The sequence below is a fragment of the Polyangium mundeleinium genome, assembly GCF_028369105.1.
In the GTDB taxonomy this organism is placed as follows: domain Bacteria; phylum Myxococcota_A; class Polyangia; order Polyangiales; family Polyangiaceae; genus Polyangium; species Polyangium mundeleinium.
In genome coordinates this window covers 6,320,127-6,346,124 of the sequence record NZ_JAQNDO010000001.1, presented here as the reverse complement: position 1 = coordinate 6,346,124, position 25,998 = coordinate 6,320,127, and the positions used below count along the sequence as shown (strand labels likewise).

The window sequence follows — 25,998 nt, the reverse complement described above, 5'->3', positions numbered from 1 at the left end:
GCCGGGGAAAGCAACGCGGGCGGCGGAGGGACCCGCCCGGCGAGAGGACCGCGTTGCTACCGAAAGACCTTCATGGCGCCACCCGAACGCGCCGAGCCTACACCCGGCGCGGGATCCGGTCAACGGCGCGTCGCCAGGACCAGGCGACCGTCGACCGTGATCGGCTCGCCTTCCGGATCCGGCACGACCGCCGTGGCGCTGCCAGGGCGCACGACGAGCGGCGCGGCGTCGCGCTGCAGGCAGCGGAGCGAGACGTCGCCGTCGTGCCACGGACAACGAATCGTGCCCGCGTTCGTGTCGAGCCGCCCGAGGTGCAGCGGCCCGCCGCGGTGCGGGCACGCCGCCCGCAGCAGGTGAAAGACGCGCCCGTCCGTCGTGCTCAGAAAAAAGCGCAGGCTCCCCGCGATCACGAAGCACTCGTGACCCGGATCGAACGTCACGACAGCCATCGTTGAACCTCGCCGATCGAGTGGATGTCGTACGTGCATTCGTCGGACTCGATGATCGCGCCGTGCAGCCGATGGCGCCGGATCACCGTGCCCTCCCCCGCGTGCAGCAATACGGACCGCTCGTGCCCGGTCACGAACCGCATGGTGCCGGACTGGATGAAGCAGAGCTCGTCGCCGTCGTGCACGTGCGTCACCGAGAGCTCGCCGCGTGGCTCGACGAACCGCTGCACCTTCGGTTTGTCGTGGCTCTGCTCGATGTTCCGGTGAATCGCCGGGGCCAGGGATTTCCAGTGGGCGCTGCCGTCGGACCAGGCGACCTGATCGATGAAGTCCTGCGTCGCGATCTCGGTGATGAGCTTGCCCTCCTCGAAGCCTCGTACGATGTCCGGGATGATCCCCTCGCCGAACATCTCCACGGCCGGCAGGATCATCTTGTCGTAGACCATCCGGCTGTGGTGCCCATCGATATGGGCGTGCTCCTGGAAGTAGCGGACGTCGACGCGCGAGCCGAAGACCTGGCGGAGCGTGTCCGCCATGCGCCGGCAGAGCGCGATGAAGGCGGTCTCGGCCTGGAAGAGCGCGCCGACGTACCGGAAAAACCGGCCGTGGTTGCGGCAGACGTAATTGTAGTAGTTGTTCAGGAGGAGCGACGAGCCGAGGTAAAACTGCCAGTACGTGTGCGGTGTCGAGGCGAGGCCGACGCTCTCCAGGGCGCCCTCGTAGAGCGAGCTGTGCCGGGTCTGATGAACGCCGTAGCCGAGCTCGTCGATGAGGATCTTGAACATCTCCGACTGGAGCGGCCCATAATGGCCGCCCACGTTCCGACCCATCGCCGACGATTCGAGGAGGAAATCCCCGGCGAGCTGGAGGAGGCACGTCCGGGCCGCGTGCTCTGGGTCCGCGGAGGCGAGGATGGTGGTCGCCATCGAACACGCGGTGCGCTGCCGCTCCTCGGCGAGGAAGCTCTCGAAATACTCTTTCATCGAGGCGAGCGTCCAGCGCCCCGATACCGAGATCGTGTCGTCCAGGAAGCCGAACAGGTACGACTCGAGCCACGGCCGCACGACGGCGCCGAGGACCTGCGCGCGCCGCCCGTAAAACTCGTCGAGATCGGCGCGCTTCGAGGCGAGATCGCGGCGCGGGAGCAGGACGAAATCGCTCTCGTACAGGGTGAGCAGCGTGCGGCTGGCCGTGAGGCTCGTGTAGGTGAGCAGCTCGTCACGGGTGAGCGGCTTCCGGAAGTCGAGGTATTTGAACACGTGCGGCCGCAGCGGGCGGCGGTAGGGGTTGTCCTCGACGAGCCAGGTCTCGATGTCGGCGTAGAGGTCGCTCTCGCCGTACGCCTGCAGGCATCGAGCGAAAATGTCGTAATCGTCGACGACCGGGGATTTCGTGCGCTCGTCCAGGGGGATGTGTTTCTTGTGCTGCATCGTCACTCCGTGGGAATCGGCCTTGGGTATCAAGAGAGCGAGAAGCGAAGGCTCGTGTCGTCGTGCCTGCACGTGACGGTCACGACCTCGGCGCGCTCGACGTCGATCGGCACCTCGAAACACTGGACGGCCTGCATCCAGTGGCTCTGGGGGTTCGTCGGGGCGTTCGTCAGGACGACCCCGCCGCCGAGATCGAGCTCGAACCAGAAGGCGATGCCGTGGACGCGGCCGCGCCGGGTCGTCGTGAGCGGGACCTCGCGGGTGCGCGGATCCAGGGGACCCCGCGCGAAGTCGAATTCGAAGGCCTCGGCGGCGGGGCTCAGGAAGACGTGCGGGTGCGCGCGCAGGCGCACCGGAAAGTACGTCTTCGTCGAGACCTGGTTGAACAGACTCACGTCGAAGCCGCTTGCCTCGAAGGCGAAGTTGTTGCGGTGGACGGCGTCGCTCTCGAGGAGCTGGAAGCGGACCTTCGCCCGCCCCGGGATGATCGTCGCCTCGGGCCGCAAGAGTTTTTCCCGCGCGTGGCGGACGATCGGGAGAATCCCTTCGCCGAGCAGCCCACAATCGACGGTCTCGGTCACCAGCAAATCGGCGCGCCTCGGCATGTCCCGGCCGACGACGAGGTCGGTCGATACCTTGGGGATGACCGAGATGTGATGGTCGAGTTTGTTCTCCGTGATGATCCGCCGCGCGAGCCGCGCGATCGCCGCGACCGACTCGCAGGTGAACACGGCCCCTGCCCCCGCGCGGGCCGCCATCATGGAAAGGAGCCCCGTCCCGGAGCCCACGTCGAGCACCGTGCAATGCGAGTCTCCGATGGCGGTCCCGAGCGCTCGCTCGAAGGCCCGGTTGCGCTCGTGATCGTTCAGCATCGCGAAATGCCAGCGCGGAATGAGCTTGCGCTGAAGCCCGTTCATCGTCAGGAGGATGGCCTCGTTGCCTTCGTCGAGCGTCGAGGCCTCCTCGAATCGTTCGAGGGCCCGCTCCAGTTGAGAGCCCGCGGCGAGGCGGCGGCCCTCTTCGACGAGGGCGCTCGCGCGCGCTCGATCGGCCACGACGCGTAGCTTCGCGCGGGGCGTTCGCCGTTGCTCCCCGCTCGACTGCGGGCCGACATTGGACGCGGTCGGTTTTTTCTGCGCGCCCATTCCATTGTACAACTTCACGTGGTGTCCTCCTTGGGGCGGTGTGCCGCGAGCCTCCCCACAGCATTCCGCGTGCCAGACACAATTCGCGGCGTTCCGGGCCGTGCGCCGCGCCGCCGCCCGCGCCGCCACGACGCGCGCCTGCCGAACCCGAGCATGCCGCGGCATTGCGTTCCCCTGCAGGGTTTTGCGTGACCGTGCAAAGAAGCCCCGTTCGTCCGGCCGACGAACCCGCGACAAATGCGCTGGATCCCGCGCCGCGAGGGGAGCGGGGCTCGATGGCACGACGCTTGAGGGAGCCGGCGCCGAGGGGCTCGACCCCCACGACGAGAAACCAGGAGACCACGATGCCCACGACCCACCCGAACGCAGACCCGAACGGCCGCCCCACCATCCTGCTCGTGAGCAGCGGGTATCACCTTTACCGCGAATATCTCTTGCGCATGATCTCCGCGTCCGCGCGGGTCTTTCTCTTCCTCGACCGGGAGCCCACGTGGGAACGGTCGTACATCGCGGATCACCAGATCGTCGACACGCTCGACGCGGAGGCCATGATCGCCGCCGCCCGCGAGGTCGCGGCGCGCGTCGCGATCAACGGCGTGATCTGCTGGGACGAGATTCGCATGGTCCACGCGGCCCGCGTCGCGGAGGCCCTCGGCCTGCCGGGCACCGCGCCGGTCGCGGTCGGCCGGTGCCGCGACAAACACCAGACGCGCTTTGCCCTGGCCGCGGCCGGCGTGCCGCAGGCGATCTCCAAGCTGGTGTCTTCCGTCGAGGAAGCGGCGGAGACGGCGTGGAAGATCGGTTATCCGGTCGTCGTCAAGCCACGAGCGCTCGGCGCGAGCATCGGCGTGAGCCGCGTCGAGAGCCCCGACGATCTCGCCGCCGCCTATCACCACGCCAGGACGTCCACGGAGGACGGCGTCCCCCATTACGACGCGAGCGTCCTCGTCGAGGAATACCTCGAAGGGCCGGAGATCAGCGTCGACGCCGCGTGGGTGAACGGCCGCCCGATCCCGCTCTTCGTCGCGCGCAAGATCCTCGGCTTCCCCCCGCATTTCGAGGAAATCGGGCACGTCGTGGACGCGCGGGATCCGCTGCTGCTCGACCCGGCGCTGCTCCGCGTGCTCGACGCGGCGCACCGCGCGGTCGGCTTCCGGACCGGGATCACGCATACCGAGCTGCGCCTCACCGAGGCCGGTCCCAAGGTGATCGAAATCAACGCCCGCCTGGGCGGCGACCTCATCCCCTACGTCGGCTGGGTCGCCTCCGGCATCGATCCGGGGCAGGTCGCCGTGGACGTCGCGTGTGGACGCCCGCTGCGCGTCACGCCGAGCCGGCTGCGGGTCGCCTCAGTGCATTTCCTCTATCCGGTCGAGGACACGACGGTCTCTGCCGTCGAGGTGGACAAGACTGCGCTTCCGGTTTCCGTGGACGTCGCGGCTGCCCTCGCAGCGCCCGGGCAATACCTCGAACTGCCGCCGGCCGGCCATGTCACGAGCCGGTATGCGTACGTGGTCGTGTCCGGAAAAACCGCGGTGGAGTGCGCCGTCGGCGCCCAGGTGGCCGCGCACGCGATCAAGCTGCACGCCAAGATGACACCCAAGGCCGCGGGAGGCGGACAATAACATGACGACACAGACGAGCGACGCCGCCGCTTCGGCCCGGCGTGATTTCCGTGTGTTGTGGGCCGGCCAGTCGCTGAACCTGCTCGGTGATCACTTCATGGTGCTCACGCTGCCTCTCTTGGCCGTCACGGTGATCGGCGCCTCGGCCTCGGAGGCGGCGCTGCTCCCCTTTGCCCTCTTCGTCCCCTTTTTGCTGTTCGGCCTGCCGGCGGGGGCCGTCGTCGACCGATTGCCGCGGCGCCTCACGATGATCCTCTGCGACGCCTCGCAAGCCGCGATCTTCTTGACGATCGCGGCGCTCGCCTTCACCTCCGTGCTCTCGCTGCCCTGGCTCCTCGTGCTCGTCGCCCTCGCCGGCACGGCGACGCTCTTTTTCCAGGTCGCTTACACGTCCTATCTGCCCGAGCTCTTCCCGGACGCGCGCGATTTGCAGCGGGGCAACGCGCGCCTGTTTTTCTCCGAATCCGTGTCGCGGACGCTCGGGCCCGTGCTGGCGGGGCCCGTCATCGCCGTCCTCGGGCCCGTCGTCGCGGTGGCCGCCAATGCGGGCTCGTTCGTGCTCTCCGTGCTCTCGGTCGCCGCGATCCGGCACCGCGAGCCAGCGCGCGCGCCGAGGGCCCGCAAGCCCGGCTGGATGCTCGACGACATTCGCGAAGGCCTCCGTTTCGTGTTTGGCCATTCCGAGCTCGAGCCCGTGATTCTGTGCGGCGCCGTCTACGTGCTCTTCCTCAGCATGATCGAGGCGAGCCTCGTGCTGTATTGCCGCCACGTGCTGGGCCTCGGCCCGACCGGCTGCGGCGTGGTCGTCGGCGCGGCGGCGCTCGGCTTCCCGATTGGAAACCTGCTCTCGTCCCGCCTCGTCGACCGGCTCGGCGTCGCCACCACGCTCGTCGCCAGCGCTTGCGTGTCGGTCACGGGCCTCGTGCTCATTCCGGTCGCCGGGAGCGCGGGCTCGGCCGTCGCCCTCGTCGCGGCCAGCGTGCTGCACGGCGCCGGCGAAGGGGCGTTCGGCCCGACCTCGCTCACCTTGCGCCAGACGGCCACGCCCCCGCACCTGCTCGGCCGGATCAACGCGGTCCAGCGGTTCTTGTTATGGGGAACGATCCCGCTCGGCAGCCTGATCGCGTCCCTCACCATCGAGCTCATGGGCCTCCGCGGCGCCGTGTGGATCGGCGGCCTCGGGACCTGCCTCTGCCTGCCGGTGCTGCTCCGCCGCGGCATCCGCGACGGCCTGGCCCAGCGCTGGGCTGTCGCGCGTGGCCGCGCCCTTTCGCCCTGCCCTTCGACCCCGACCGGCGCCCCGAGCGCCCCCGAGGAGGATTGAATGCGCCTCGCCGACGGCCTCCAGACATTCATCGACCGATGCAACCGGGCCATGCCGCCCGATTTCTACACGCGCCCCCTCGCGGAGCAGCGCGCCCTCTATCTCGGGCTCACCCGGGAGTTCCCGTATGAAATTCCGCCGGACGTGACCCTCACCGACGACGTGGTCGCCCACGGGCGGCGGCGCTTGCGGGTGCGCGTCTATCGCCCGCGCGCCCCGGTGGGCCGCGGCCTGCTCGTCTACATTCGCGGCGGCGGATTCGTGGTCGGCTCGCTGGAGACGCATAACACCGTCGTCGCCGAGCTTGCCAGCCGCTCGGGGCTCGTCACCGTCGCGCCCGACTTCCGGATGGCGCCCGAGCACCCGTTTCCGGCGGCCCTGGAGGATTGCTACGGCGCGCTCTCGGGCATCGTCGTCGAGGCCGCGCGGCTCGGCGTCGACCCGGACCGCATCGTCCTCGCCGGCGACAGCTCCGGCGCGAACATGGCCGTCGCCGTCGCCATGATGGCCCGGGACCGCGGCGGCCCCTCGCTCCGCGGCCAGGCCCTCATCAGCCCGGTCCTCGACTTCACCCGCTGGCGCCGCGGCGGCGCCGACGCGCCGCTGCTCACAGGTGGCGAAATGGAATACTACACAGCCTGTTACACCCCCGATCCCACGCAGGTCGAGCATCCGTACGTCTCTCCGCTCGTCCGCGGGGCCTTTGATGGCCTGCCGCCTGCGTACCTGATGGGCGCGGAGCTCGATTCACTCCGCGTCGACGCGGAAAGCTACGCCAGCCGCCTCCGCGCGCATGGCATCCCCGTCGACCTCGTGATCGAGCCCGGGCTCGTGCACTCGGCCGTCCGCGCGCGAGGGCTCAGCCCTGCGGTCGAGGACGCGTGGGCGAGGTTCTGCAGCCGGGCCGCCCGGCTCGCCTGCGCGGAGGGCGACCATGCCTCGCAGTGACCCGAACGGGCCGGTCGTGATCGTCGACCCCTACTCCTCGGGCGCCCTCTTCGCGCCCGCGTTCAAGGCGGCCGGCGTCCCGGTGGTGGCGGTCGCCTCCAGCCCTGCGCCGCCGGCCGTCTACGCCGCCTCCTACCGGCCGGAGCACTTCCAGACGATCCTCACCGCGACCGAGGACCTCGAACCCCTCGTGGAGCGCCTGCGGGCCCTCGGCCCTCGGTGCGTGCTGCCCGGCTGCGAGTCCGGCGTGGAGCTCGCGGACGCGCTTGCGCCCCTCGTCGTCCCGGACGTCGCCAACGACCCCGAGAAGGCGAGCGCGCGCCGGCACAAGGGCGACATGGCGGCGGCCGTGGCCCGGGCCGGCCTCCCCATCCTCCGGCAGCTCTGCACGAGCGACGCCGACGAGGTCGACGCGTGGCTCCGCCGTTCGAGCCTCGCCGGCCGGGACCTCGTGATCAAGCCGCCGAAGAGCGCCAGCACCGACGGCGTCACCCGCGTGCCCCGCGGCGAAGGGTGGCGGGAGGTCTTCGATTCGATGCTGGGTCGCCCGAACCGCCTCGGCATCGTCAACGATCGGCTCCTCGTGCAGGAATACGTGACCGGCACCGAATACGTGGTGGATACGTTCAGCTACGAGGGAAAACACACCGTCACCGACGTGTGCCGCTACCACAAGGTGGACAACGGCCCGTACATGGCGGTCTACGAGCGCATGGAATGGTTGTCCCCGAAAACACCGGGGATCGAACGCTTGATCGGCTACACGCGTGGCGTGCTCGACGCGGTCGGGCTCCGGTTCGGCGCGGCGCACGTGGAGCTGATGCTCACCCGGGAGGGCCCGCGGCTCATCGAAATCGGCGCGCGCCCGCACGGCGGTGGACAGCCGAGGTTCTGCCGCATCGCGACCGGCGACAGCCAGGTGGACCGGACCGTGCGTTATTTCGCCCGGCTCGGGCACGTCCGGGAAGGGTTTGGCCTGCAAACCCACGTCCTCGTGGTCTTCCTGATCGTCCGAAGGCCGGGCATCGTGCGGAACGTCGAGATCTTCGGCGAGGTCGAGGCGCTCGTGAGCCACCATTTCTCGGCCATCCGCTTCCGGAACGGAGATTGTCTCGAGCCCACGAGGGATCTCTTCGGCAGCCTGGACCTCGGCTTCGTGGTCCTCGCGCACGCGGACCGCTCCCAGGTGCACGCCGATTACCACAAGATCCGTGACATCGAGCGGCGGCTCTGGCTCGACGATTCCAAGGGAGCGCAAGCATGAGCACGGACAAACCTGCCGCGCCCGTGGAGCCTCGATCGTTCGTTCACCCGGACGGGCGGCTCCACGACGTCGGCGGGCATCGCCTCTGGGTGGAGCAGGCCGGCGCGGGCGAGACCGTGGTCTTGCTCTCCGGCCTCGGCCCCGCCGGCTCGCACGTGATCTTTCACCCGCATTTCGACGCGCTCGCCGCCGACCATCGGGTCGTGTACGTCGACCTCCATGGGCGTGGCCGTTCGGACGTCCCCGCCGATTTGCGGTCGATCACGTTCGAGAGCGACGTCGCCGACGTGGCCGCGCTGCTCCGGTCCCTCGGCGTCGGTCCCGTACATTTGTACGGATTCTCGTACGGCGGGCTCCTCGCGCAGGCGTTAGCCCTCGACCACCCTGCCCTCGTGCGCACGCTGGTCCTCGCCAACAGCGTGCACAGCCCGGAGATGTGGCAGCAAAACCATGCCAACATCAACCGGGAGCTCGCGAACCAGTGTCCGGAGGTATGGGCGCGGATCGAGGCGATGCGCGCCGAGGGCATTCCCTCGACCGATCCGCGCATGCAGCGGGAGTTTTCCGTGGCCGCGCCGCTCGTGCGGTTTTTCAACCCCGACAACGCCCGCCGGCTCGCCACGGAGCCGGGCGCTCGCAACGTCGAGCTGTATCCGCTGTTTTGCGGGGCCGACGTCGATTTCATCATCGGCGGCGAGGTCGCCCGCATTCCGGACTTCCGGCCGCGGCTCAAAGACGTGGCCGTCCCGATGCTCGTGCTCGCCGGCCGCTTCGACCGGGCGCTCTACCCTGCCCTGCAGCGCCAGTTCCTGACCTTCGCGCCCTCGGCCGAATTTCATGTCCTCGAGCGCAGCGGCTCGTTCGCGCACGTCGAGGAGCCCGACGAGGTGCTCCGGATCCTGCGCGCCTTCTGGGCGCGCGCCGAAGCTCCGCGCCTTGCCTGATCACGCAAGGCCCTGCCACCGCTGCCCGCCTCCCCTGCCCGCCTCCCTCCCGCGAACACCGGCCGAACCGAACGCCACGAGATCGACGCGGCAGGCGTTTTTCTCGTGACGTTCGAGCAAGCCGCGGCCGCCGGGGCGCTCGGCGGCGCGCGTGGCCTCACGGTTGCACCTGCGGCGTGAGGCGTGGGGAAAGCGGTATGAACGATCGAACAAGCAGCGATTGCAATGAGATCTACCGACGCGTACCGGACGACGACGACGCGCGGTGCGACCTCGTCATGAAGGGCGGCGTCACGAGCGGCGTCGTGTATCCGTCGGCCGTCCTCCGGCTCGCCAAGCAGCGCCGCTTCCGTTGCATTGGCGGCGCCTCGGCCGGGGCCATCGCGGCCGCGGCCGCTGCGGCGGCCGAGTATGGCCGCGCCGACGGAGGTGGCTTCGCCCGGTTCGAGCGCATGCAAGAGGACCTCGACCGGGAGGGTTTTTTGATGGGGCTCTTCCAGCCGACCGCGCAGGCTCGCCCGATCTTCGAAGTGCTCCTCCTCGCGAAGCGCCTGCGTGACCGGCAGCGGCCAGACGGAGCGCAAAAACGCATGCGCCCTCCCGCTCGGCGCCTCCTTGCTGAAATGCGAAAGGCAGATATCGATTCCATCTGCGCGGCTTGCCCCGGTGAAGGCTACACGCGGGGGCGGCGGTGGGGCGCGTGCGTCGGCGCGCTCGTCTCCCTCGTCGTCGTGGTCCCGGCCGCGGCGCTCTTCCTGTCCATCCTGCACCATCTCCCGACGCCACGCGCGGGCGAGCTCTCGTGGCTCCCCCTGCTCCTTGGTTTGTCCCTTTGCGGGGTTTTCCTCGTGTCCGGCGCCTATCTCGGTGGAATCGCGGGCTCGCTCCTCGCGAGCGTCCGGCACGTCCACGACGACGAGGGCAAGAGCCTATTCGGCCTGTGCACGGGATCCACCGAGGGGGACGTGATCTCCGGCCACGTCCCGCTCACCGCATGGATGCACGCGGGCCTCCAGGAGATGGCCGGCCTGCCCACCGATCGGCCCCTCACCGTGGGAATGCTTCATGCGAGAGGCATTCACTTCAAGGTGGTCACGTCCGACCTCAACGTCCGGCAGCCTCGCGCTGTCCCCGAGGAGGAGCTCGACGGGACGATCAAAAAAGACAGGTCGTTCGTCTTCGAGGAACACGAAATGAGGCGCCTCTTCCCCGAGAGCGTCGTGCGCTTCATGGTGGACACCGCGCCCGCGCCCGAGGGCGCCGCGCTCCCGCCCGGCTACCACGTCTTTCCGATGGACGAGCATTTGCCCGTGGTCGTGGCGATGCGCATGAGCCTCAGCTTCCCCGTGCTCCTCTGCGCGGTGCCGCTCTACACCGTCGAGGCGTCGGGAGAGCTCCGGCGCCATTGGTTCAGCGACGGCGGCATCGGCATCAACTTCCCGATCCACTTCTTCGATAGCTGGTTCCCCCGCTTTCCGACCTTCGGGATCAACCTGCGGGAGAAGGCGCCGCATTCGAAGGAGAGCCGCCCTGCGGAGGGCGACGACGTGTCCTTGCCCGAGCCGCGGGACGGCCACACGTCGAGCCCATCGTTTCGCGAGATCACCGACATGAAGGATTTTTTATGGGCGGTCTTCGAGCTGGCGCAGAGCTTCCGGGACGACAGCCAGGCGGCGCTGCCCGGCTACCGCGAGCGTGTCGCCCACGTCTACCTCGAAAAAAACGAGGGCGGGCTCAACCTGGACATGAACCTCGCGACCATCGCGCGGCTCGTCGAGAAGGGCGACACCGCGGGGCGCCTTTTTCTCGAACGATTCGATTTCCCGCAGCATCGATGGGTGCGCACGCTGCTCCTGATGTCGCGCATGGAGGTCGAGCTCGGGCACCTCTGCCAGCGTTTTACCCCGCGTGGCCTCCGGCAGGAGCTCCACGAGCTCCTCGAAAAGGAGCAAGAAGCGTATCGCAGCGACAAGCCGTGGTACGGCGCCGTGAGCCCATCCGAGGAGGAATGGTTCCGCCAGGCCCGGGCGCGGATGGATGCGCTCGTCGATCTGATGACCCGGTGGTCCGAGCTCCAGGAGACCTGGCGACAGCGCCACCCGACCGAGGCGTTTTTCTTCGCCGAGCGAAGGCTCAGCCCGGCGGGGAAGCTGCGCTTCACGCCCGAAGTATGAGTTTTGCGGGGGGCATTGTCGCCCGGACGAATGAACAAGGAGACGTCATGCGTGAAAAGGAACCCATCGTCGCCCCGCCCTCGCGCGTGCGATCGCTCGTGCTCGTCACGCCGATCTTGCAGGGCTTCGTCCCCTCGCTCCCCGCGCTCCGGTACGTCGAGCGCCTCCAGGGGGTCCTGCATGGGCCCTCGGATGGCAAAGCGACGGGGCCGACCGTGCTCGACATCATCGATACCGTGCATTTCGCCCAGTGGTCCATCCTCGACAGCGGCCGGCGGCTCCTGTTCGTCTCGATGTTCGTGGGTGAGCTCGAGCCGTACCTGAAGGATTTTTCGGTTCGTATGGCCTGGGGCCTCGATCTCATCTGGATGCATTGCGAGGGGTACCCGGGGGCCGCGCAGTTCGAGCGGTTCGTCGCCTGGGTGAAGCGGCACATGGTGCAGGCCGACCGATTCCACGCGGCGAACCCGGAGGTGACGGTCGTCGACGTCCGGTGGTGGAAGGCGCAGCATGCGCAATTCGAAGCCTTCCGGCGCAAGGTCCGCTGCGGCGGCGACATCGAACCGCTGTTCGCGGAGCTCGAGCGGGGGCTTGCGCGGGTCTCCGCCGCCGACGAGGAGGCCGAGCGCCGCTTCCTCCTGTCGATCAGAGACAACGTTCGCGCGAGCATCCGGGATCTCCGGGAGAAGCGCCTCTTCTCGCCGGCCGAGATCGAGCCCATCGAGCGCAATTTCGAGCAGGTGATGGCGACCCTGTCAGGGGAACAATCATGAGAACGAAAGACGATTCCAGGATCGAGCTCGACGACGTGCAGGGCCACCTCCTGCTCTCCTACGGCAAGACGTTCGGCATGCGCCACGCGCGCTTCGTGTTCCTGCATTTCGAGGATGTCGCCGCCGGGCGGCGGTGGATCGCCGCGAAGATCCCCGACATCACGACGGCCCGCGCCGCGCCGCCGGGGCCTGCCTCCACGCTGAACCTCGCGTTCACGTTCGAGGGGCTCGAAGCGCTGGGGCTCGCCGCCGAGGAGCTCGACAGCTTCCCGGAGGAGTTTCGCCAGGGAATGGCGAAGCGCGCGGTGCTCCTCGGCGACATCGGCGAAGACGCGCCCGAGCGCTGGGACCTCTTGCCCCATGGCGCGCCGCCCCTGCACGCGATGGCCATCGTTTACGCGCGCAGCCAGGCCGAGGCGGACGCACGGGCAAACGAGCTCTGCGCCGAGGTCGAGGCCACGCGGACGCGTATTCTCCACGTGCAGACGGCGGCGGGGCTCGAGGGCGGGCGGGAGCATTTCGGGTTTGCCGACGGCGGCAGCAACCCGAGCGTGGCCGGCGACGGGAGCGGCGCGCCCCCGGGGCGTGTGCTCGAACCCGGCGCGTTCCTGCTCGATCACCCCGACGATTTCGGCGCTGTCGCCTCCCGACCGAGCCCGAAGGAGCTGCGCCGCAATGGCACGTACCTCGCCTTGCGCAAGTTGCGCCAGGACGTCCCCGGGTTCCGCCGGTTCGTCGCGGAAAACGCGGCGATGCTGGGCATGGACGCGGAGCTCGTCGCCGCGAAGCTCATGGGGCGCTGGCGGAGCGGCGTGCCGCTGGTGCTCGCCCCCGAAAAGGACGAACCGAACACGCCACCCGAGCGGCGTGACGATTTCGCCTACCGGACCGAGGATCCGCAGGGCCTCCGCTGCCCGTTCGGCGCGCACATCCGGCGCGCCAACCCGCGCGACGCCAGGCCCATTGCGAGGCGCACCGCGGTCGGCACGCACCGGCTCCTCCGACGCGGGATGGCGTATGGCCCGCCGCTGCCGGAGGGCCAGGACGAGGACCACGTGGATCGAGGGCTCATCTTCATCGCCTATTGCGCATCGCTCTCGCTCCAGTTCGAGATCGTGCAGCAATGGCTGAACAACGGCAACGTCAGCGGCGAGCCGAGCACGGTCCACGACCCCGTCGTCGGCTCCTCGTTCTCCCAAGGGACCTTTACCGTGCCCGTGGCCGGCCCGAACGGCGAGCTTGCCTCCGTTCATACGCTCTGCGGGCTGCCGAGCTTCGTGCGGGCGCGGGGCGGCGCGTATTTCTTCGTGCCCGGCATCAACGCGCTCCGCTACCTCGTGAACGTGGTCCAACCTGAGACCCAGCCCATCGAAAAATTCCTCCCCAAATATGCGCTCGCGCAAAACGACGAGGACAAAAAGGATTGCGTCGAGGCCTGCCTCCTGGACCCGGTGACCGCGCGGCGGCCGTTCTGCGACACCGCGAACAACTGGCGCGCGCTGCGCAAGCAAGCGCCGATCTTCGAGACGCCGCATGGCGTGCTCGTGTCGCGGTGGCGGGACGTGCAGGAGGTCCTCGCCAAACCCGAGATCTTCTCGGTCCAGGAATACGACGCCCGCATGGCGGCCACCGTCGGGCCGTTTTTCCTGGGCTTCGACGGCGAACGCCACAAGCGCGAGGCGTCGATCGCGCGCCTCGTCATCCGGCCGCGGGATCTGCCCCGCGTGCTCGAGCGCGCCCGCTTCGTCACGCACGTGCTGCTCGACCTCGCAAAAAAACGCGCGCATGGCGAGCCGGACTTCGTTCCCCAGATCGTCATCGCCTCGGTGGTGCGGACGGCGGGCGAATACTTCGGCGTCCCCGGTCCGTCCGACGAGGACCTGTTCCTATGGCTCAGCGTGGCGTCGGCCTACATCTTTTTCCCGCTCCCGAGCGACGAGCGCGCGGCCGCCGGCGCCGCGGCCGGCATTGCGTTCCAGCAGTACCTCGACGAGCTCCTGCGCGCGCGGGAGATGGCGATCGCTACCGGAACCTCCGCGGGCGACGACGTGCTCGGCCGGCTCCTCGCGCTGCCCGCGGCGCATGGGCTCGACCGCGCTGGCATTCGTCGAACCCTGGGCGGGCTCGTCTCCGGGACGATCGTGCCGACGGCGATGACCCTCCTTCATGCCCTGGCGTACCTCCAAGGGGCGCGAGAGGCCGCCGAGCAAGCGCGCGAGGCCGCGGCGAAGCGGGACATGGAGCGGCTGAAAGACATCCTGCTCGAAGCCGCGCGGTTCGACCCCTATCCGTCGTTGCTCTACAGGACCGCCATGACCGATTGCGAGCTCGCCGCGGGGACGCCCCGCGCGACCCGGATCGGAAAAGGCAGCCGGGTCATCGTCTCGCTCGCCTCGGCCATGGCCGACGAGGAGGCCCTCGAACACCCCGAGGCCTTCCAGCCGGGCCGCCCGGACGAGCATTCCCTCCTCTTCGGCCACGGATCCCACGCTTGTATTGGGCGATTCCTGGCCGGCCCGCTGATGGCAGAAATCGCGGCCCCGCTGCTCGCCCTGGGGGCCTGAACCTCATGCCGCGCGCGTGCTCCCCGAAAGGGCGACCGAGCCGAGGAGCGCGCGCGCCTCTTCGGCGAACCCGGCCATTCCCATGGCCTCGAACGCGGCGAGCGCCGCGGCCGCTTCCTCGTGCGCCGTGGCGGGCGTCCCCGCGTCGTGAAACACCCTCGCCGCGCAGAGGTGGGCGAGCGCCTCCTCGCGTGGTGATTTCTTCTGGCGCGCCGTTTTGAGGGCCGCATCGAGGTGCTCGCGCGCCGCGTCCCCGCGCGTCGCGAGCGCGAGCGCCCGGTGCGCCGTCGAGAGCCCGATGCGATCCCCCGCCTCGGCCCGCGCGAGCGCCGCGCGCGCATACGTCGTCGCCTCCTCGGCCCGCCCCGAAAGCGCGAGCGCCTCGGCCAGCGCGCCATAACTCCACGAGACATTGAGCCGGGTCCCCGTGGCCTCGATCCATTGCACCGCTTCCTGCAGGAGCGCGAGCCCGTCTTCCCGCTTGCCCAGCGAAAAGAGAGAAAGGCCCTCGGCGGTCTTGCTCATGGCCGCGACGTACGGAGCGCCCAGGCTCTCGGCGAGCGTCCGCGCGCGCGTCGCCGTCGCCGCGCACGCCTCGAAGGCGCCTTGCCACCCCTCGACCATCGCGCGCTGCACGAGCACCGAATCCTCGAGCGAGCGGCGCCCGAGCTCGGCGGTGATGACGAGCGCCGTGTCGAGGTAGGCGTGCGCCTCCGCGAATTCGCCTCGATCGCCGTGAATCATGCCCAGGTATCCGTAGCCGTACGCGCACCCCGCGGTCCGCCCGCCCCAGGGCGATTGCTCCTTCATCGAAATGCCTTGGCGGATCGAAGCGAGGGCCTCGTCGTACGCGCCGGCCGCGGCATAGTTTTGCCCCAGGTTGAGCACGAGCTGGTAGAGGTGCTTGTGATCGCCGAGCGCGCGGGCCTCGTCGATCGCTCGCTCCGAGATCCGGATGGCCCCCGCGTGATCGCCGATCGCATACGCGATCCAGCTCGCCCAGTAATCGCAACGCACCACCCCGCCGGCGTCCCCGATCCGAGCCGCGATCTCCCGCGCGTCCGCGAGCACCTCGATCTGTCGGAGCGACGGCTCGTACAAGCACGCCTCGGCCCAGCGTACCGTGGCGTTCACGCGCCGCCGCGACACGTCCTCCGTCTGCGGGAGTTGTTCGAGGAGCGCGAGCGCGTCGCCGTACCGCCGTCGTGCGTCGTCGAGCGCATACGCGCGCGCCGCCTTCGCCGCGGCCTCCTCGGCATAATACGCCGCTCGCTCGATCTGCCCGCTCTGGCCATAATGGTACGCGAGCGCCTCGACGTGATCCACCCGCTGATCGTCCGGAAACACCTCCTCCAGGGCCTGCCCCACGCGCGCGTGTGCGTCCCTCCGCTCGTCCTCGGGGATCTCGGCGTAGGCGCGCTCGCGGAGTTTTTCATGAAGGAACCGGAGCCGCCCGCCGCCGCCGTCTTCGAGCACATAGGCGTGGCGCAGACTGCCGAGCGCGTCCATCAGCGTGGCCTCGGGCAGGCCCGCGGCGCGACGGAGCACCTCCTCGTCCACCTCGCGCCCGATCGTCGCGGAGAGCCGGGCGAGCCTGCGGCTCGGCGCGTCGAGCCCGGCGAGGTGCCGCTCGATGAGGCCCGCGAGCGACCGCGGCAAACGGAGCGCGGCGCGCACGGCGCTCGGATCCTGGCCCCGCGCGGCGATACGGAACACGCCGCCAGCGTCCCGGTACACGAGCCCCTCGGACAGGGCGGTGCGCAAATATTCAGCCAGGAAAAACGGATTTCCGTCGGACGCGTCGGCCAAGAAATCGAGGAAGGCCTGAGGCATCTCGGGGAGCGCGAGCATGTCGCGGGCGACCTGCCGCGTGCTCGCCGGATCGAGCGCGCCGAGCTCGACACGGCTCACGCCGGGCGCCGCGAGCAGGCCCGCGAGCGCCTCGCCCACCTCGTCCGTGCGGTACGTCCCCACCACGAGCATGCGCCGGCCCACGAGCGGCGTGAACACGAGGTCCCGCAAGAATCGCAGAGAGAGCTCGTCCGCCCATTGCAGGTCATCGATCGCCAGAAGCAGCGGTTCGGTCTCGGCATAGGCGAGCAGCGTCTCGGTCAGGCCGGCGACGACCCGCTGGCGGGCCGCCCGCGAGGGCAAGATCGACAGCGGCTCGGCCGCGGTCTTCGCGGGCGCGAGCGCGGCGAGCGTGGGCTCGTAGGCGGCGAGCATGGTCGCGCGCTCGCCCAGGATACGCGCCGTCTCGGCGGTGCCCGCGTGCCGGCAATGGTCGGCGATGGCGAGCAAGAGCGGGCGAAATGGATGGAGCGGCGCCGCGCCGGCCCCGTGCGCGCCGAACGCGACGCATTCGCCGCTCACGACGGAAAAGCCCGCCCGCAGGGCGAGGCTCGCGATCTGGGCGACGAGGCGTGTCTTGCCGATGCCGCTCTCGCCGCCGATGAACACGCTCCGCCCCTCCCCGCCCCGCGCGGCGCCGAGGTGCGCTTGCAGCTTCCAGACGACGTCGTGCCGGCCGATGAAGCTCGGCCGGTAGAGATAAGGCTCGGCCCAGCACCGGCGCGTGGCCTCGGCGGGCGCGAAGGCCGCGAGCGCGGCCGCCACGTCCTCGGCATACCCCATTCGATCCTGCGGTCGTTTGGCGAGGAGCGCGAGGACCAGGCGATCGAGCGCCGCGGGAATGCCGGGCACGCTCGCCGAGGGCGGAGCCGGAACCTCGCCGAGGTGCTTTCCGATCACGTCGCGGGGCGTGGGCCCCTCGAACGGCGGATGGCCGGTCAGGCATTCGTGCAGGATGCAGCCGAGCGCATACAGATCACTCCGCGCGTCCACCAGGTCGCCGCGGATCTGCTCGGGCGACATATAAGGCGGGCTGCCCGTCACGACGCCCGTTTCGAGCGCGTCGCGCCCGCTCGCTCCGGAGAACCTGGCGGCGATCCCGAAATCGACGAGCACCGGGGCGCCGTCGTCGCGAAGAAAAATGTTCTCCGGCTTGAGGTCGCGGTGGACGAACTCGGCGCCGTGCAGGCACGACAGCGCCTCGCAGAGGCGGCGCATGACGCCGCAGATCGTCGCGAGCTCCTCGTGCGACAGGGGCTCGTCGGGGCGCCGCGCCTCGATGAGCGCGCGCAAGGTGCGTCCGCGGAGCAGCTCCATGGCATACCACGGCCGCCCGTCGTCCACGCCCTGGGCGAGGATCTGCACGATGCCAGGGTGGCGGACGCGGCCGAGGGCGTGAATTTCGCGGCGAATGCTGGCGATCACCTGCCCAAAGGCCGCCTCGACGGTCTTGATGGCGACCTCTTGCCCCGTGTCCCGGTGCTCGCCCCAGTAGACGATCCCCATTCCCCCGCGCCCGAGGGTGCCTCGGACACGGTAGGGTCCGAACGTCGCGGGCTCGTCCTGCCCTTTGGACATATCCGCAGTATAATCCGCGCCTCGGGGGGGTATAACCCGCGCCGGTCCGGAGACCCGCACGGCATCCGGCCGCTCGAAGACGGAGCAGCCGATCGGCCGGCCTCAACGCCTCAACGGAATCCCCACGAGGATGCCGGCGCTGAACGTGCCGGCATCCACGCGCCCGGTCGCTGGCGTGTAGAACTGCGGCCCGCTGACGTAGGGCAAGACGAAAAAACGCCTGGCCCTGTACCGCAATGCAATGCCGAGCGGCACGGCCGCCGCCGATTCTCCGAGCTGGTTCACTTCGAGCCCGCTGTCGAGCCGCACCTCGACGCGGCGGGACAGCGGCACGTGGGCGCGGATCGGGAGGGACAGTCCGAGGCGCGGCGCGGGGCCCGTGGAAATGGGCAGGTGGATGCCCGCGTCGAACCAGAGGCGTTCCTCGGCGCCGGCCGCGGCCACGAGGCCGGGCTGGACCGTGGAAACCACGGGGATTCGGGGGCTCGTGTCGAGCGACATCGAGAGGCTGCCGCCGAGCTCGAACCGCCTCGTGTGCAGGAACCCGCGCGTGAGGACGAGGCGATGCGGACCCTGGCCCTGCGCCGGGCCGAGATGAATCGGCCCGAGGTGCGCCTCGATTTGAAGGTCGTCCGCGGCGCCCCACACGACGCCGAGCCCGAGGTCGATCTGGCGCTCGCCCGAGGGGGCGCCGTCGATCGAGGTGGAGGCATAAGGAACGACCACCCCGGGGGGAAAAAGCAGAAAACTCCCCGCAGGGGGCTTCTTGGAGGGCGCCGCGCGCTCGGTCTTGGAAGCCCTGCCCCGGTCCGCTTCGGCGGACGCTGCATGCGCGTGTGTGGCGAGGGCGAGCACGGCGCTGAGCCGTGCCCCGGTCCGGCATGAAAAACGCACGAAGGCTCCCTTCGCGTGACGGCCCGCTCGGGCGCGAATCACGCGTTCTGGTCGGGAGGCGCCCGAGCAAGGCGCGATCCACGCCCCGCGCGCTCGAAGATCGACGCGCTTCGCTGGGAATTCGAGGCCCCCTGCGGCACGCGCCGAGGCGAACGGGCGGCGGTGCCCCCCGGTTCTTGCCTGACCACGCAAGGGCCCAAGCGGCCGAGCAGGCACGTTTGAATGCGCGTCACGCGTGGATCCGGCCAAAGGAAAGGGCGCGGGCCATGGCACGGTCGATGCTCATGGGAAAACCGTCGAGGAGTCCAACCATGTGTGCTCGGCATCCCTCCCCAGCCCTCGCTGCCCGATCGGCCTCCCCCATCGAGGCACGACAACCACCGCCCTGCATGCGGGCGCCGTGTGACGAGTTCATCTCGCTCGCCTCCCATGAGCTCTTGACCCCGGTCACCGCGCTCCGGCTTCAGGCGCAGCACATTCGCCGCCTCCTCTCGCAACACCCGGAAGAGGTGCCCGCGCGCATTCCGAGCATGGTGGAGACCTTCGACCGCCAGCTCGGGCGGCTGGCCCTCCTTTGCGACGAGCTCCTGCACGCCACGCAAATCGTGGCGAGCGACCTCCCGCTCGCGTGCGAGGACGTCGACCTCGCCGCGCTCGTCGGCGAGACCGTCGACCGCGTGGAGCCGCGCCCGGACGTCCGCGCGCTCATCACGATCCAGGTCTCCGGCGCGCCGCGGGGGCAATGGGACCGCATGCTCGTCGAGCAGCTCGTCCTGCACCTCGTCCGCAATGCGCTCGTGTACGGCGAGGGCAGGCCCGTGGCCATCGACGTCGCGCAGGTGGAAGGCGGAGCCCGGCTCCTCGTGAAGGATCACGGCATTGGAATCGCCGAGGAGGACCAGGCCCGCATCTTCGAGCGATTCGAACGAGCGGTCCCCCCGTCGCGGTTCGGCGGCCTCGGCCTCGGCCTCTACATCGCACGCGCGGCGGCGGAGGCGCACGCCGGCTCGATTCGCGTCGAGAGCGCGCCGGGCGAGGGCGCCACGTTCGTCGTCGAGCTCCCGAGCGATCCTGGCGTGGCGCGGCGGGCGCGGGATCACGCCCCCCACGCCGCGCGCTCGCTCGGATTCACACGGGAAGGTCGTCGTCGCTCCCGCCCTCGTCGGACGGGTGCGGTGGCGAGGGCGGCTCAGGCGTCCCGAACCCGAGCTTTTTGATGCCGAGCACCTTCATGCGGTGGACCAGCGTCCGGAGCGGCATTTCGAGACGGCGTGCCGCCTCCGTCTGGTTCCACTGCGACGTTCGGAGCGCCTCCACGATGACCTGCGCCTCGTAATTCTGCATGCGCGTGCGGAGCCCGCCTGCGTCGTTCGCCGGGGTGGGCTCCGCGGACGCGACGAGGACCTCGTTTGCATGGTGCGCGTTGATCCGCCCCGCCGCGCGGACGCGCTCGGGCAGGTCGTGCACCGAGATCGAATCCCCCTCCGCGATGACCACGGCCCGCTCGATCGCATTGCGCAGCTCCCTCACGTTGCCCGACCACGGATAACTCCGCAGGAGGGCGAGCGCGTCGGGCTGGATGCGCTGGATCCGGCGCTCGTTCGCCTGGTTGGCGATCTGTAGGAAGCACATCGCGAGCGGCTCGATTTCCTCCACGCGCTCCCGGAGCGGCGGGATGTCCAGCGTCATCGTGTTCAGGCGGAACAGGAGATCCAATCGAAAGCTGCCGGACGCCGCCATGGCTTCGAGGTCCCGGTGGGTCGCCGCGATGAGCCGCACGTCGACGTCGATTTCCTTCGTCGAGCCCACCCGCGCCACGCGCCGCGTCTCGAGCACGCGCAGGAGCGCCGCCTGCGCCGCGAGCGGCAGCTCTCCGACCTCGTCGAGGAACACCGTCCCGCCCTCCGCGGCCTCGAAGATGCCTTTTTGCTGCTGCAGGGCCCCGGTGAACGCGCCGCGCTCGTACCCGAACAGCGTGCTCTCGACGAGCTGCTGCGGGATCGCGCCGCAGTTCACGCATATCATCGGCCGGGCGTGCCGCGGGCTCTGCTCGTGCAGCGCCCGCGCGATCACCTCCTTGCCCGTCCCCGTCTCGCCCTGCAAAAGGACCGGGATCGAGGAGCGAGCGAGCCGCGCGACCGTCATGAAGACCTGGCGCATGGCCGCGCTCTCCACCACGGGCTGCTCGCCTGCATTGGCTTGTCCCGACGGACCTCCCCCCGTCCACGGGCCGCCCGGCATCGCATGCACGGGCCGCCCGGGCGCTGCGCGTTGCAGGGCCGCGCGGCAGCCTTCGAGGAGCTTTTCGGCCGACGTCGCGGTCTCGGGCGAGGCGGCCACGCCGACGAGCAACGTGGGGCCTCCCTCCTTCGGCTCGCTGATCCTCTGCGCGATGTCGCAGGCGGCGCTGAGCGTCGCTTCCGGCAGGAGGACGGTCACGGCGTCGAGGCTGTACAGGCCCACCTTGTCGATGGGGCGCAGCTCCGCTTCCACGCGCGCGAGCCATCGACTCACGTGCGCGCTCTCGCGGCCGCCCGCCCGTACCATCAGGATCGCGGCGCTGCGCCCGAAGAACCGCGCCCGGACGACCTCTTCTTCGAGCGTGCTCCGCAGCCGCTCGTAGCTCGAAAGACCGGGCAAGAGGCTCGCCTCCGGCGCGCGCTCCTCGATCGTGATGATCACGCGTCCGAGCATCACCTCGTCGCCGATCCGCGCCACGCCGTCCGTGACCCGCTCGCCCTGCACCCACGTGCCGTTCAGCGAGCCGAGATCCTCGACGCGCACCCCCCCGTTTTCGAGGAGCGTGAAACAAGCGTGCTGACGCGACAAACTATCGTCGTCGATTTGCACATCGGACGGGGACGTCCGCCCGATGACCTGCCGGGCGCCGGGCCGGAGCTCGACGAGCTCCGTTCCATCACGATGATAGACGAGCAAGGTCGGCCAAGTGCGCGCCTGCCTCATGGACGCGCCCACCTCGCGTCCGCCCGGCGGGAGAGGGATGGTTTCCGTAATTTGCGCTGCGCGTGAGCCCATGTTGTTATCCAACAATCTTGTCGATCGCCGCGCGAGGGTCGATGGGCGAAGTTCGGGCGCCGGGCCGGCCGACGTGGCCGCGTGAATTCGCGGGTCCTGCCGGATGCGGAACGACCTCCCCGGCTCCATGAGGCCGCGGCGTTCCATCGCAGACATCATGGCCGTTCCACGCAAAGAGAACGAATCGAGCGAACGATTCTCGATCCTGCGCCGCCTCGGCGCCGGCGGGTTCGGCGTCGTGTACGAGGCGATCGACCTCCGGTACGGCGCGCGCATCGCGCTCAAGGTCCTTTACCAGGACGACGCGGCGGCGCTGCTCCGCTTCAAGCAGGAGTTCCGCGTGCTCGCGGACATCACGCACCCGAACCTCGTGATGCTCCACGAGCTCATCTACGACGAGGGCCGCTGGCTGCTCTCGATGGAGTTCGTCGAAGGCGAACATTTGCTGAGCAGCTTCGTCCCGGGCCGCACGGGCGACCTCTCCGCGTCGTTCGTGCGGCGCAAGCCGGCCCGCGACGTCGAGGAGCGGGCCGCCCTGCGCGCGGCGATGCGCCCGCTCGACGTGGGGCGGCTCCGGTTCGTGTTCTCCCGCCTCGTGCGAGGCGTGCGCGCGCTCCACGCCGCCGACGTATTGCACCTGGATCTGAAGCCGTCGAATGTGCTCCTCACGAAGGCGGGCCGGGTCGTGATCCTCGATTTCGGGCTCGCGCGGGACCTCTCGCCTTTGCCGTCCGGTGCTCTCTCGACCCTGCACGAGAGCATCGTCGGCACGCCCGCGTACATGGCGCCCGAGCAGATCCTGGGAGAGCCGGGGAGCCGCGCCAGCGATTGGTACAGCGTCGGCGTGATGCTTTACGAGGCGCTCTCCGGGCAGCTCCCGTTCGAGGGCAGCGTGGAGGACGTCCTCTATGGGAAGCTCACGACCCGCCCGTTGCCCCCCTCGCTCGTCGCCGAGCACGTGCCCGAGGACCTCGAAGCGCTCTGCCTCGCGCTCTTGCGCAGCGATCCCCGGATGCGGCCGTCGGACGAGGAGATCTCCGCGCGGCTCCAGGTGGCGGAGGTGCCTGCCGAGGTCGCGTTTCCTCGGCTCGTCGAGAGCCGGCAAAGGCACGCGCTCGTCGGGCGTGAGCGCGAAATGGCGGCGCTCTTCGAGGCATTCCGGGAGAGCACGGCAGGCCGCGCCGTGCTCGTCCGCCTCTCGGGCGCGTCTGGCGTGGGCAAAAGCGCGCTCGTGTCGTCGTTCCTCGCGGCCCTCCGTCGCTGGGAGGGCGTCCTCGTCCTCCGGGGTCGCTGTCACGACCGCGAATCGGTGCCGTACAAGGCGCTCGATAGCCTCGTGGACGCGCTCGCGCGTCACATAAAAAGTCTTCCGCCGGAGGAAGCGGGGGCGCTCGTCCCCCCGAATCTGCACGACCTCGAGCGAATCTTCCCCGTGCTCGGGCTCATCGACCCCGCCCCGCTGGAGGATCGAGCAGAGGCCCTCGATCCGCCGAGGGCGCGTCTTCGAGCTTTTCAGGCGCTCAAGGACCTCCTCCGGCGCCTCGCCGCGCGTGGCCCGCTCGTGCTCTGCATCGACGACCTGCAATGGGGCGACGTCGACAGCGCCGAGCTCCTCTTCGAGCTCCTCGCGCCCCCCGACGCGCCGCCGATGCTCTTGCTCGCCTGCCAACGCAGTGACGACGAGGCCTTTCGGAGCGTCTTCGTGGCGCGCTTCGGGCAACTCGTCGCCGCGGCGGGAGGCAGGATCCGCCTCCACGACGTCGACCTCGGCCCCTTGACGCAGGAGCTCTCGCTCGCGCTCGCGCGGGATCACCTCGGGCCCTCGGCGGACGAGGCGACGGCGGGCGCGATCGTGCGTGAATCCGAGGGCAATCCCTTCTCGATCGAGGAGCTCGCGCGGCACGTCCGCGCGGCGGGCCCACGCGCCGCGCCGCGGGTGGATTTGCGCGAGGCGATGCGCGAGCGGCTCAACGCGGCCCCGGCGCCGTCGAGGCGGCTTCTCGAAATCGTGGCGGTCGCCGGTCGCCCGCTCGAACAAGACATCGCATTCGCGGCGGCCGAGCTCGCCGACGAAGCGCTTGCTTCTCTGACGCCGTTACGGTCGGCGGGATTGCTCAGGGTATGCAGCGTGCATGAGCGCCCTGGCTGCGAGGTCTCCCATGAACGTCTTCGCGATGCGATCCTCGCCGCGCTCGACGTCGAGGCGCTCGCCGCGCGGCATGAGCGCCTGGCTTCCGTGCTGGAGATGTCGCCCGAGGTCGAACCGGAGGAGCTCGCGATGCATTTCCAGAGTGCCGGAGAGAGATACAAGGCGGCGCATTACGCGATCGCTGCGGCCGACCGGGCGAGCGACGCGCTGGCCTTCGCCCACGCGGCCGAGCTCTACGCGCTCGCGATCGACTGGGGGCGCGGCGGGCCCGCAGATACCCCGGAGACGACCCACGAGCTCAAGGTCCGTCGGGCCCACGCCCTGGCGAATGCGGGCCGGTGCCGGGAAGCGGCGGAGCTCTACCTGGAATGCGCCGACGGCGCCTCGCCCGCGGAGGCTCTCGACCTACGACGTCGCGCGATCGAGCAGCTCTTCGTCGGCGGGCACCTGGACGAGGGCAACCGTGTCCTCGCGACGTTCCTCTCCGGGCTCGGCCTGCGTCCGCCCAGGACGACGGCCAGCGTTGCCATGATGGCCCTCAAAGGCATCCTTCGAATCAGGCGCCGCGGAACGCATTTCCAGCCTCGCGCCGCCGCCGACATCGCTCCGGCCGCGCTCGCTCGGATCGACGTTTGCATGGCGGTGAGCATGGCCCTGACGGACGTCGATCCGCTGCGATCGTGCGCGTTTTTGATACGCGGACTCGGTCTCGCGCTCGACGCCGGCGAACCTTCACGGATCGCCCAGGCGCTCGGCACGTATGCGCAATTGTCGCTCTTGCAGGGAGGGCCGACCGCGGTGGCCGAGGGGGCGCGCCTCCTCGCTCGGGCGGCGGAAATCGCGAATGACGCAGGTGATCCGGACGTCATGGAGACCGTCTCCATGTACGGCGCCGCGACCACCATGATCGAGGGGCGCTGGCGAGAGGCCTTGGAGCGTTACGACGCCATCGGCCGCCATCTCCGCAGCCGAAGGCTCGACCTCGCGAAATACCAGAACATGGCGCACGTCGTCGCCGTCATCGCCCTCGACGCCATGGGACGCCTGCAGGAGCTCGCGGATCGCACCGCGGCCTGGCACCACGAGGCCACGTCGCTCGGCAATCTTTTCGCCGCCATCAGCGCTTCCAGCGCGTCCGCGGTGACGAGAATCGCCGCCGACGACGTCGAGGAGGCGCGCCGCCGTGTGCGCGAGGGCGTCGCGTCCTGGACCCGCGGCGGCATGCACGTGCAGCACATGTACGCGCTCCGCATCGAGGCCTACGCGGATCTCTACGAAGGCCACGCCGCAATGGCGCGGACGCGCGTCCTCCACGCGTGGGGCGCGATTGTCCGATCGCAACAGCTCCGCGTGCAACCTTCCCGGATCGACATGCTGTTCCTCCGCGCGCGCACCGCGATCGCCACCGCGGCGGAGGCTCCCCCGCGCCTTCGCGCGCGGCTCGCGCGTGAAGCCGAGCGCATCGCGTCGCGGCTCGAACGTGAGATTCGCGCCGACGCCCCTCCCTCCGCGGCCTTGCTCCGGGCCGCCGTGGCGCGGCTCCGCGGGCAGGAAGTCGAGGCCCTCGCCTACCTCGACGCCGCCATTCGTGGCTTCGACGGGGCCGAGATGGTGCTCCACGCGGCCTGCGCGCGTCGCCGCAAGGGCGAGCTCTCCGGCGGCGAATCCGGGGGCGCGCTCGTGGCCGTCGCCGACACGGTCATGGAGCAACGAGGTGTACGGCGGCCCGAACGCTGGGCCGCGATCTTCGCGCCCGGCCTTGGGTTCGAACCACCGCAATGAGGGAGCGAAAGCGATGGGATGGGGCACCGCGACCAGGATCGGGGTAGGATTGGTGTGCTTCTCGCTCG

General features: G+C 69.8%; 16 protein-coding genes. 10 read left to right on the top strand and 6 right to left on the bottom strand.

The window, feature by feature from the left end:
* Positions 1–119 precede the first annotated feature (119 nt).
* From POL67_RS25245 to POL67_RS25235, 3 genes are read right to left on the bottom strand one after another with little or no spacing between them, the layout of a single operon-like run.
* Complete coding sequence (locus tag POL67_RS25245; protein ID WP_271921443.1) at positions 120–449, bottom strand: Rieske 2Fe-2S domain-containing protein; 330 nt, start codon at positions 447–449, stop codon at positions 120–122.
* Positions 437–1,879 carry an iron-containing redox enzyme family protein gene (locus tag POL67_RS25240; RefSeq protein ID WP_271921440.1) on the bottom strand — a complete coding sequence of 481 codons (1,443 nt, stop codon included), beginning with the start codon at positions 1,877–1,879 and terminating at the stop codon, positions 437–439. Before POL67_RS25240 ends, POL67_RS25245 begins: the two co-directional genes overlap by 13 nt.
* A 29-nt stretch (positions 1,880–1,908) precedes the next feature.
* Complete coding sequence (locus POL67_RS25235; RefSeq protein WP_271921437.1) at positions 1,909–3,042, bottom strand: 50S ribosomal protein L11 methyltransferase; 1,134 nt, start codon at positions 3,040–3,042, stop codon at positions 1,909–1,911.
* A gap of 326 nt (positions 3,043–3,368) precedes the next feature.
* On the opposite strand from POL67_RS25235, the gene POL67_RS25230 reads away from it, so the two are divergent.
* The 8 genes from POL67_RS25230 to POL67_RS25195 all read left to right on the top strand — a co-directional run bounded on the left by POL67_RS25230 (position 3,369) and on the right by POL67_RS25195 (position 14,640).
* Positions 3,369–4,649, top strand: a complete 1,281-nt coding sequence (locus tag POL67_RS25230; protein WP_271921435.1) for an ATP-grasp domain-containing protein — start codon at positions 3,369–3,371, stop codon at positions 4,647–4,649.
* A gap of 1 nt (position 4,650) precedes the next feature.
* Positions 4,651–5,973: an MFS transporter gene (locus tag POL67_RS25225; protein ID WP_271921431.1), complete on the top strand. Its 1,323-nt coding sequence runs from the start codon at positions 4,651–4,653 to the stop codon at positions 5,971–5,973.
* The gene (locus POL67_RS25220; RefSeq protein WP_271921428.1) at positions 5,974–6,921 is read left to right on the top strand and encodes an alpha/beta hydrolase; all 948 of its coding nucleotides are present in this window, start codon (positions 5,974–5,976) and stop codon (positions 6,919–6,921) included.
* Complete coding sequence (locus POL67_RS25215) at positions 6,908–8,185, top strand: ATP-grasp domain-containing protein (protein ID WP_271921425.1); 1,278 nt, start codon at positions 6,908–6,910, stop codon at positions 8,183–8,185. Before POL67_RS25220 ends, POL67_RS25215 begins: the two co-directional genes overlap by 14 nt.
* Positions 8,182–9,129 (top strand): alpha/beta fold hydrolase, encoded by a 948-nt coding sequence (locus POL67_RS25210; protein WP_271921423.1) that lies wholly within the window; start codon positions 8,182–8,184, stop codon positions 9,127–9,129. The genes POL67_RS25215 and POL67_RS25210 overlap by 4 nt, the downstream gene beginning before the upstream one ends.
* A gap of 197 nt (positions 9,130–9,326) precedes the next feature.
* Positions 9,327–11,303 carry a patatin-like phospholipase family protein gene (locus POL67_RS25205; protein WP_271921420.1) on the top strand — a complete coding sequence of 659 codons (1,977 nt, stop codon included), beginning with the start codon at positions 9,327–9,329 and terminating at the stop codon, positions 11,301–11,303.
* A 47-nt stretch (positions 11,304–11,350) separates the two neighbouring features.
* Positions 11,351–12,076: a hypothetical protein gene (locus POL67_RS25200; RefSeq protein WP_271921418.1), complete on the top strand. Its 726-nt coding sequence runs from the start codon at positions 11,351–11,353 to the stop codon at positions 12,074–12,076.
* Positions 12,073–14,640, top strand: a complete 2,568-nt coding sequence (locus tag POL67_RS25195; RefSeq protein ID WP_271921416.1) for a cytochrome P450 — start codon at positions 12,073–12,075, stop codon at positions 14,638–14,640. Before POL67_RS25200 ends, POL67_RS25195 begins: the two co-directional genes overlap by 4 nt.
* Before the next feature lie 3 nt (positions 14,641–14,643).
* Here POL67_RS25195 and POL67_RS25190 read toward each other — a convergent pair whose 3' ends face one another.
* Positions 14,644–18,069, bottom strand: a complete 3,426-nt coding sequence (locus POL67_RS25190) for a serine/threonine-protein kinase (protein ID WP_271921414.1) — start codon at positions 18,067–18,069, stop codon at positions 14,644–14,646.
* A gap of 102 nt (positions 18,070–18,171) precedes the next feature.
* Positions 18,172–18,963: a hypothetical protein gene (locus tag POL67_RS25185; protein ID WP_271921412.1), complete on the bottom strand. Its 792-nt coding sequence runs from the start codon at positions 18,961–18,963 to the stop codon at positions 18,172–18,174.
* 389 nt (positions 18,964–19,352) lie between these two features.
* Between POL67_RS25185 and POL67_RS25180 the strand changes: the two genes are divergently transcribed.
* Positions 19,353–20,180 (top strand): sensor histidine kinase, encoded by an 828-nt coding sequence (locus tag POL67_RS25180; protein ID WP_271921409.1) that lies wholly within the window; start codon positions 19,353–19,355, stop codon positions 20,178–20,180.
* Here POL67_RS25180 and POL67_RS25175 read toward each other — a convergent pair.
* Positions 20,092–21,927, bottom strand: a complete 1,836-nt coding sequence (locus POL67_RS25175) for a sigma 54-interacting transcriptional regulator (protein ID WP_271921406.1) — start codon at positions 21,925–21,927, stop codon at positions 20,092–20,094. The two genes, POL67_RS25180 and POL67_RS25175, sit on opposite strands and share 89 nt — an antisense overlap.
* A gap of 229 nt (positions 21,928–22,156) precedes the next feature.
* On the opposite strand from POL67_RS25175, the gene POL67_RS25170 reads away from it, so the two are divergent.
* Positions 22,157–25,930, top strand: a complete 3,774-nt coding sequence (locus POL67_RS25170) for a serine/threonine-protein kinase (RefSeq protein WP_271921403.1) — start codon at positions 22,157–22,159, stop codon at positions 25,928–25,930.
* Positions 25,931–25,998: the final 68 nt, after the last annotated feature.

What these genes read in the sequence shown, in the direction of transcription:
- POL67_RS25245 (WP_271921443.1), bottom strand. Translation starts at nt 449, where the DNA reads ATGGCTGTCGTGACGTTCGATCCGGGTCACGAGTGCTTCGTGATCGCG.
- POL67_RS25175 (WP_271921406.1), bottom strand. Translation starts at nt 21,927, where the DNA reads ATGAGGCAGGCGCGCACTTGGCCGACCTTGCTCGTCTATCATCGTGAT.
- POL67_RS25190 (WP_271921414.1), bottom strand. Translation starts at nt 18,069, where the DNA reads ATGTCCAAAGGGCAGGACGAGCCCGCGACGTTCGGACCCTACCGTGTC.
- POL67_RS25220 (WP_271921428.1), top strand. Translation starts at nt 5,974, where the DNA reads ATGCGCCTCGCCGACGGCCTCCAGACATTCATCGACCGATGCAACCGG.
- POL67_RS25170 (WP_271921403.1), top strand. Translation starts at nt 22,157, where the DNA reads ATGGCCGTTCCACGCAAAGAGAACGAATCGAGCGAACGATTCTCGATC.
- POL67_RS25210 (WP_271921423.1), top strand. Translation starts at nt 8,182, where the DNA reads ATGAGCACGGACAAACCTGCCGCGCCCGTGGAGCCTCGATCGTTCGTT.
- POL67_RS25240 (WP_271921440.1), bottom strand. Translation starts at nt 1,879, where the DNA reads ATGCAGCACAAGAAACACATCCCCCTGGACGAGCGCACGAAATCCCCG.
- POL67_RS25195 (WP_271921416.1), top strand. Translation starts at nt 12,073, where the DNA reads ATGAGAACGAAAGACGATTCCAGGATCGAGCTCGACGACGTGCAGGGC.
- POL67_RS25200 (WP_271921418.1), top strand. Translation starts at nt 11,351, where the DNA reads ATGCGTGAAAAGGAACCCATCGTCGCCCCGCCCTCGCGCGTGCGATCG.
- POL67_RS25230 (WP_271921435.1), top strand. Translation starts at nt 3,369, where the DNA reads ATGCCCACGACCCACCCGAACGCAGACCCGAACGGCCGCCCCACCATC.
- POL67_RS25180 (WP_271921409.1), top strand. Translation starts at nt 19,353, where the DNA reads ATGCGGGCGCCGTGTGACGAGTTCATCTCGCTCGCCTCCCATGAGCTC.
- POL67_RS25215 (WP_271921425.1), top strand. Translation starts at nt 6,908, where the DNA reads ATGCCTCGCAGTGACCCGAACGGGCCGGTCGTGATCGTCGACCCCTAC.
- POL67_RS25225 (WP_271921431.1), top strand. Translation starts at nt 4,651, where the DNA reads ATGACGACACAGACGAGCGACGCCGCCGCTTCGGCCCGGCGTGATTTC.
- POL67_RS25205 (WP_271921420.1), top strand. Translation starts at nt 9,327, where the DNA reads ATGAACGATCGAACAAGCAGCGATTGCAATGAGATCTACCGACGCGTA.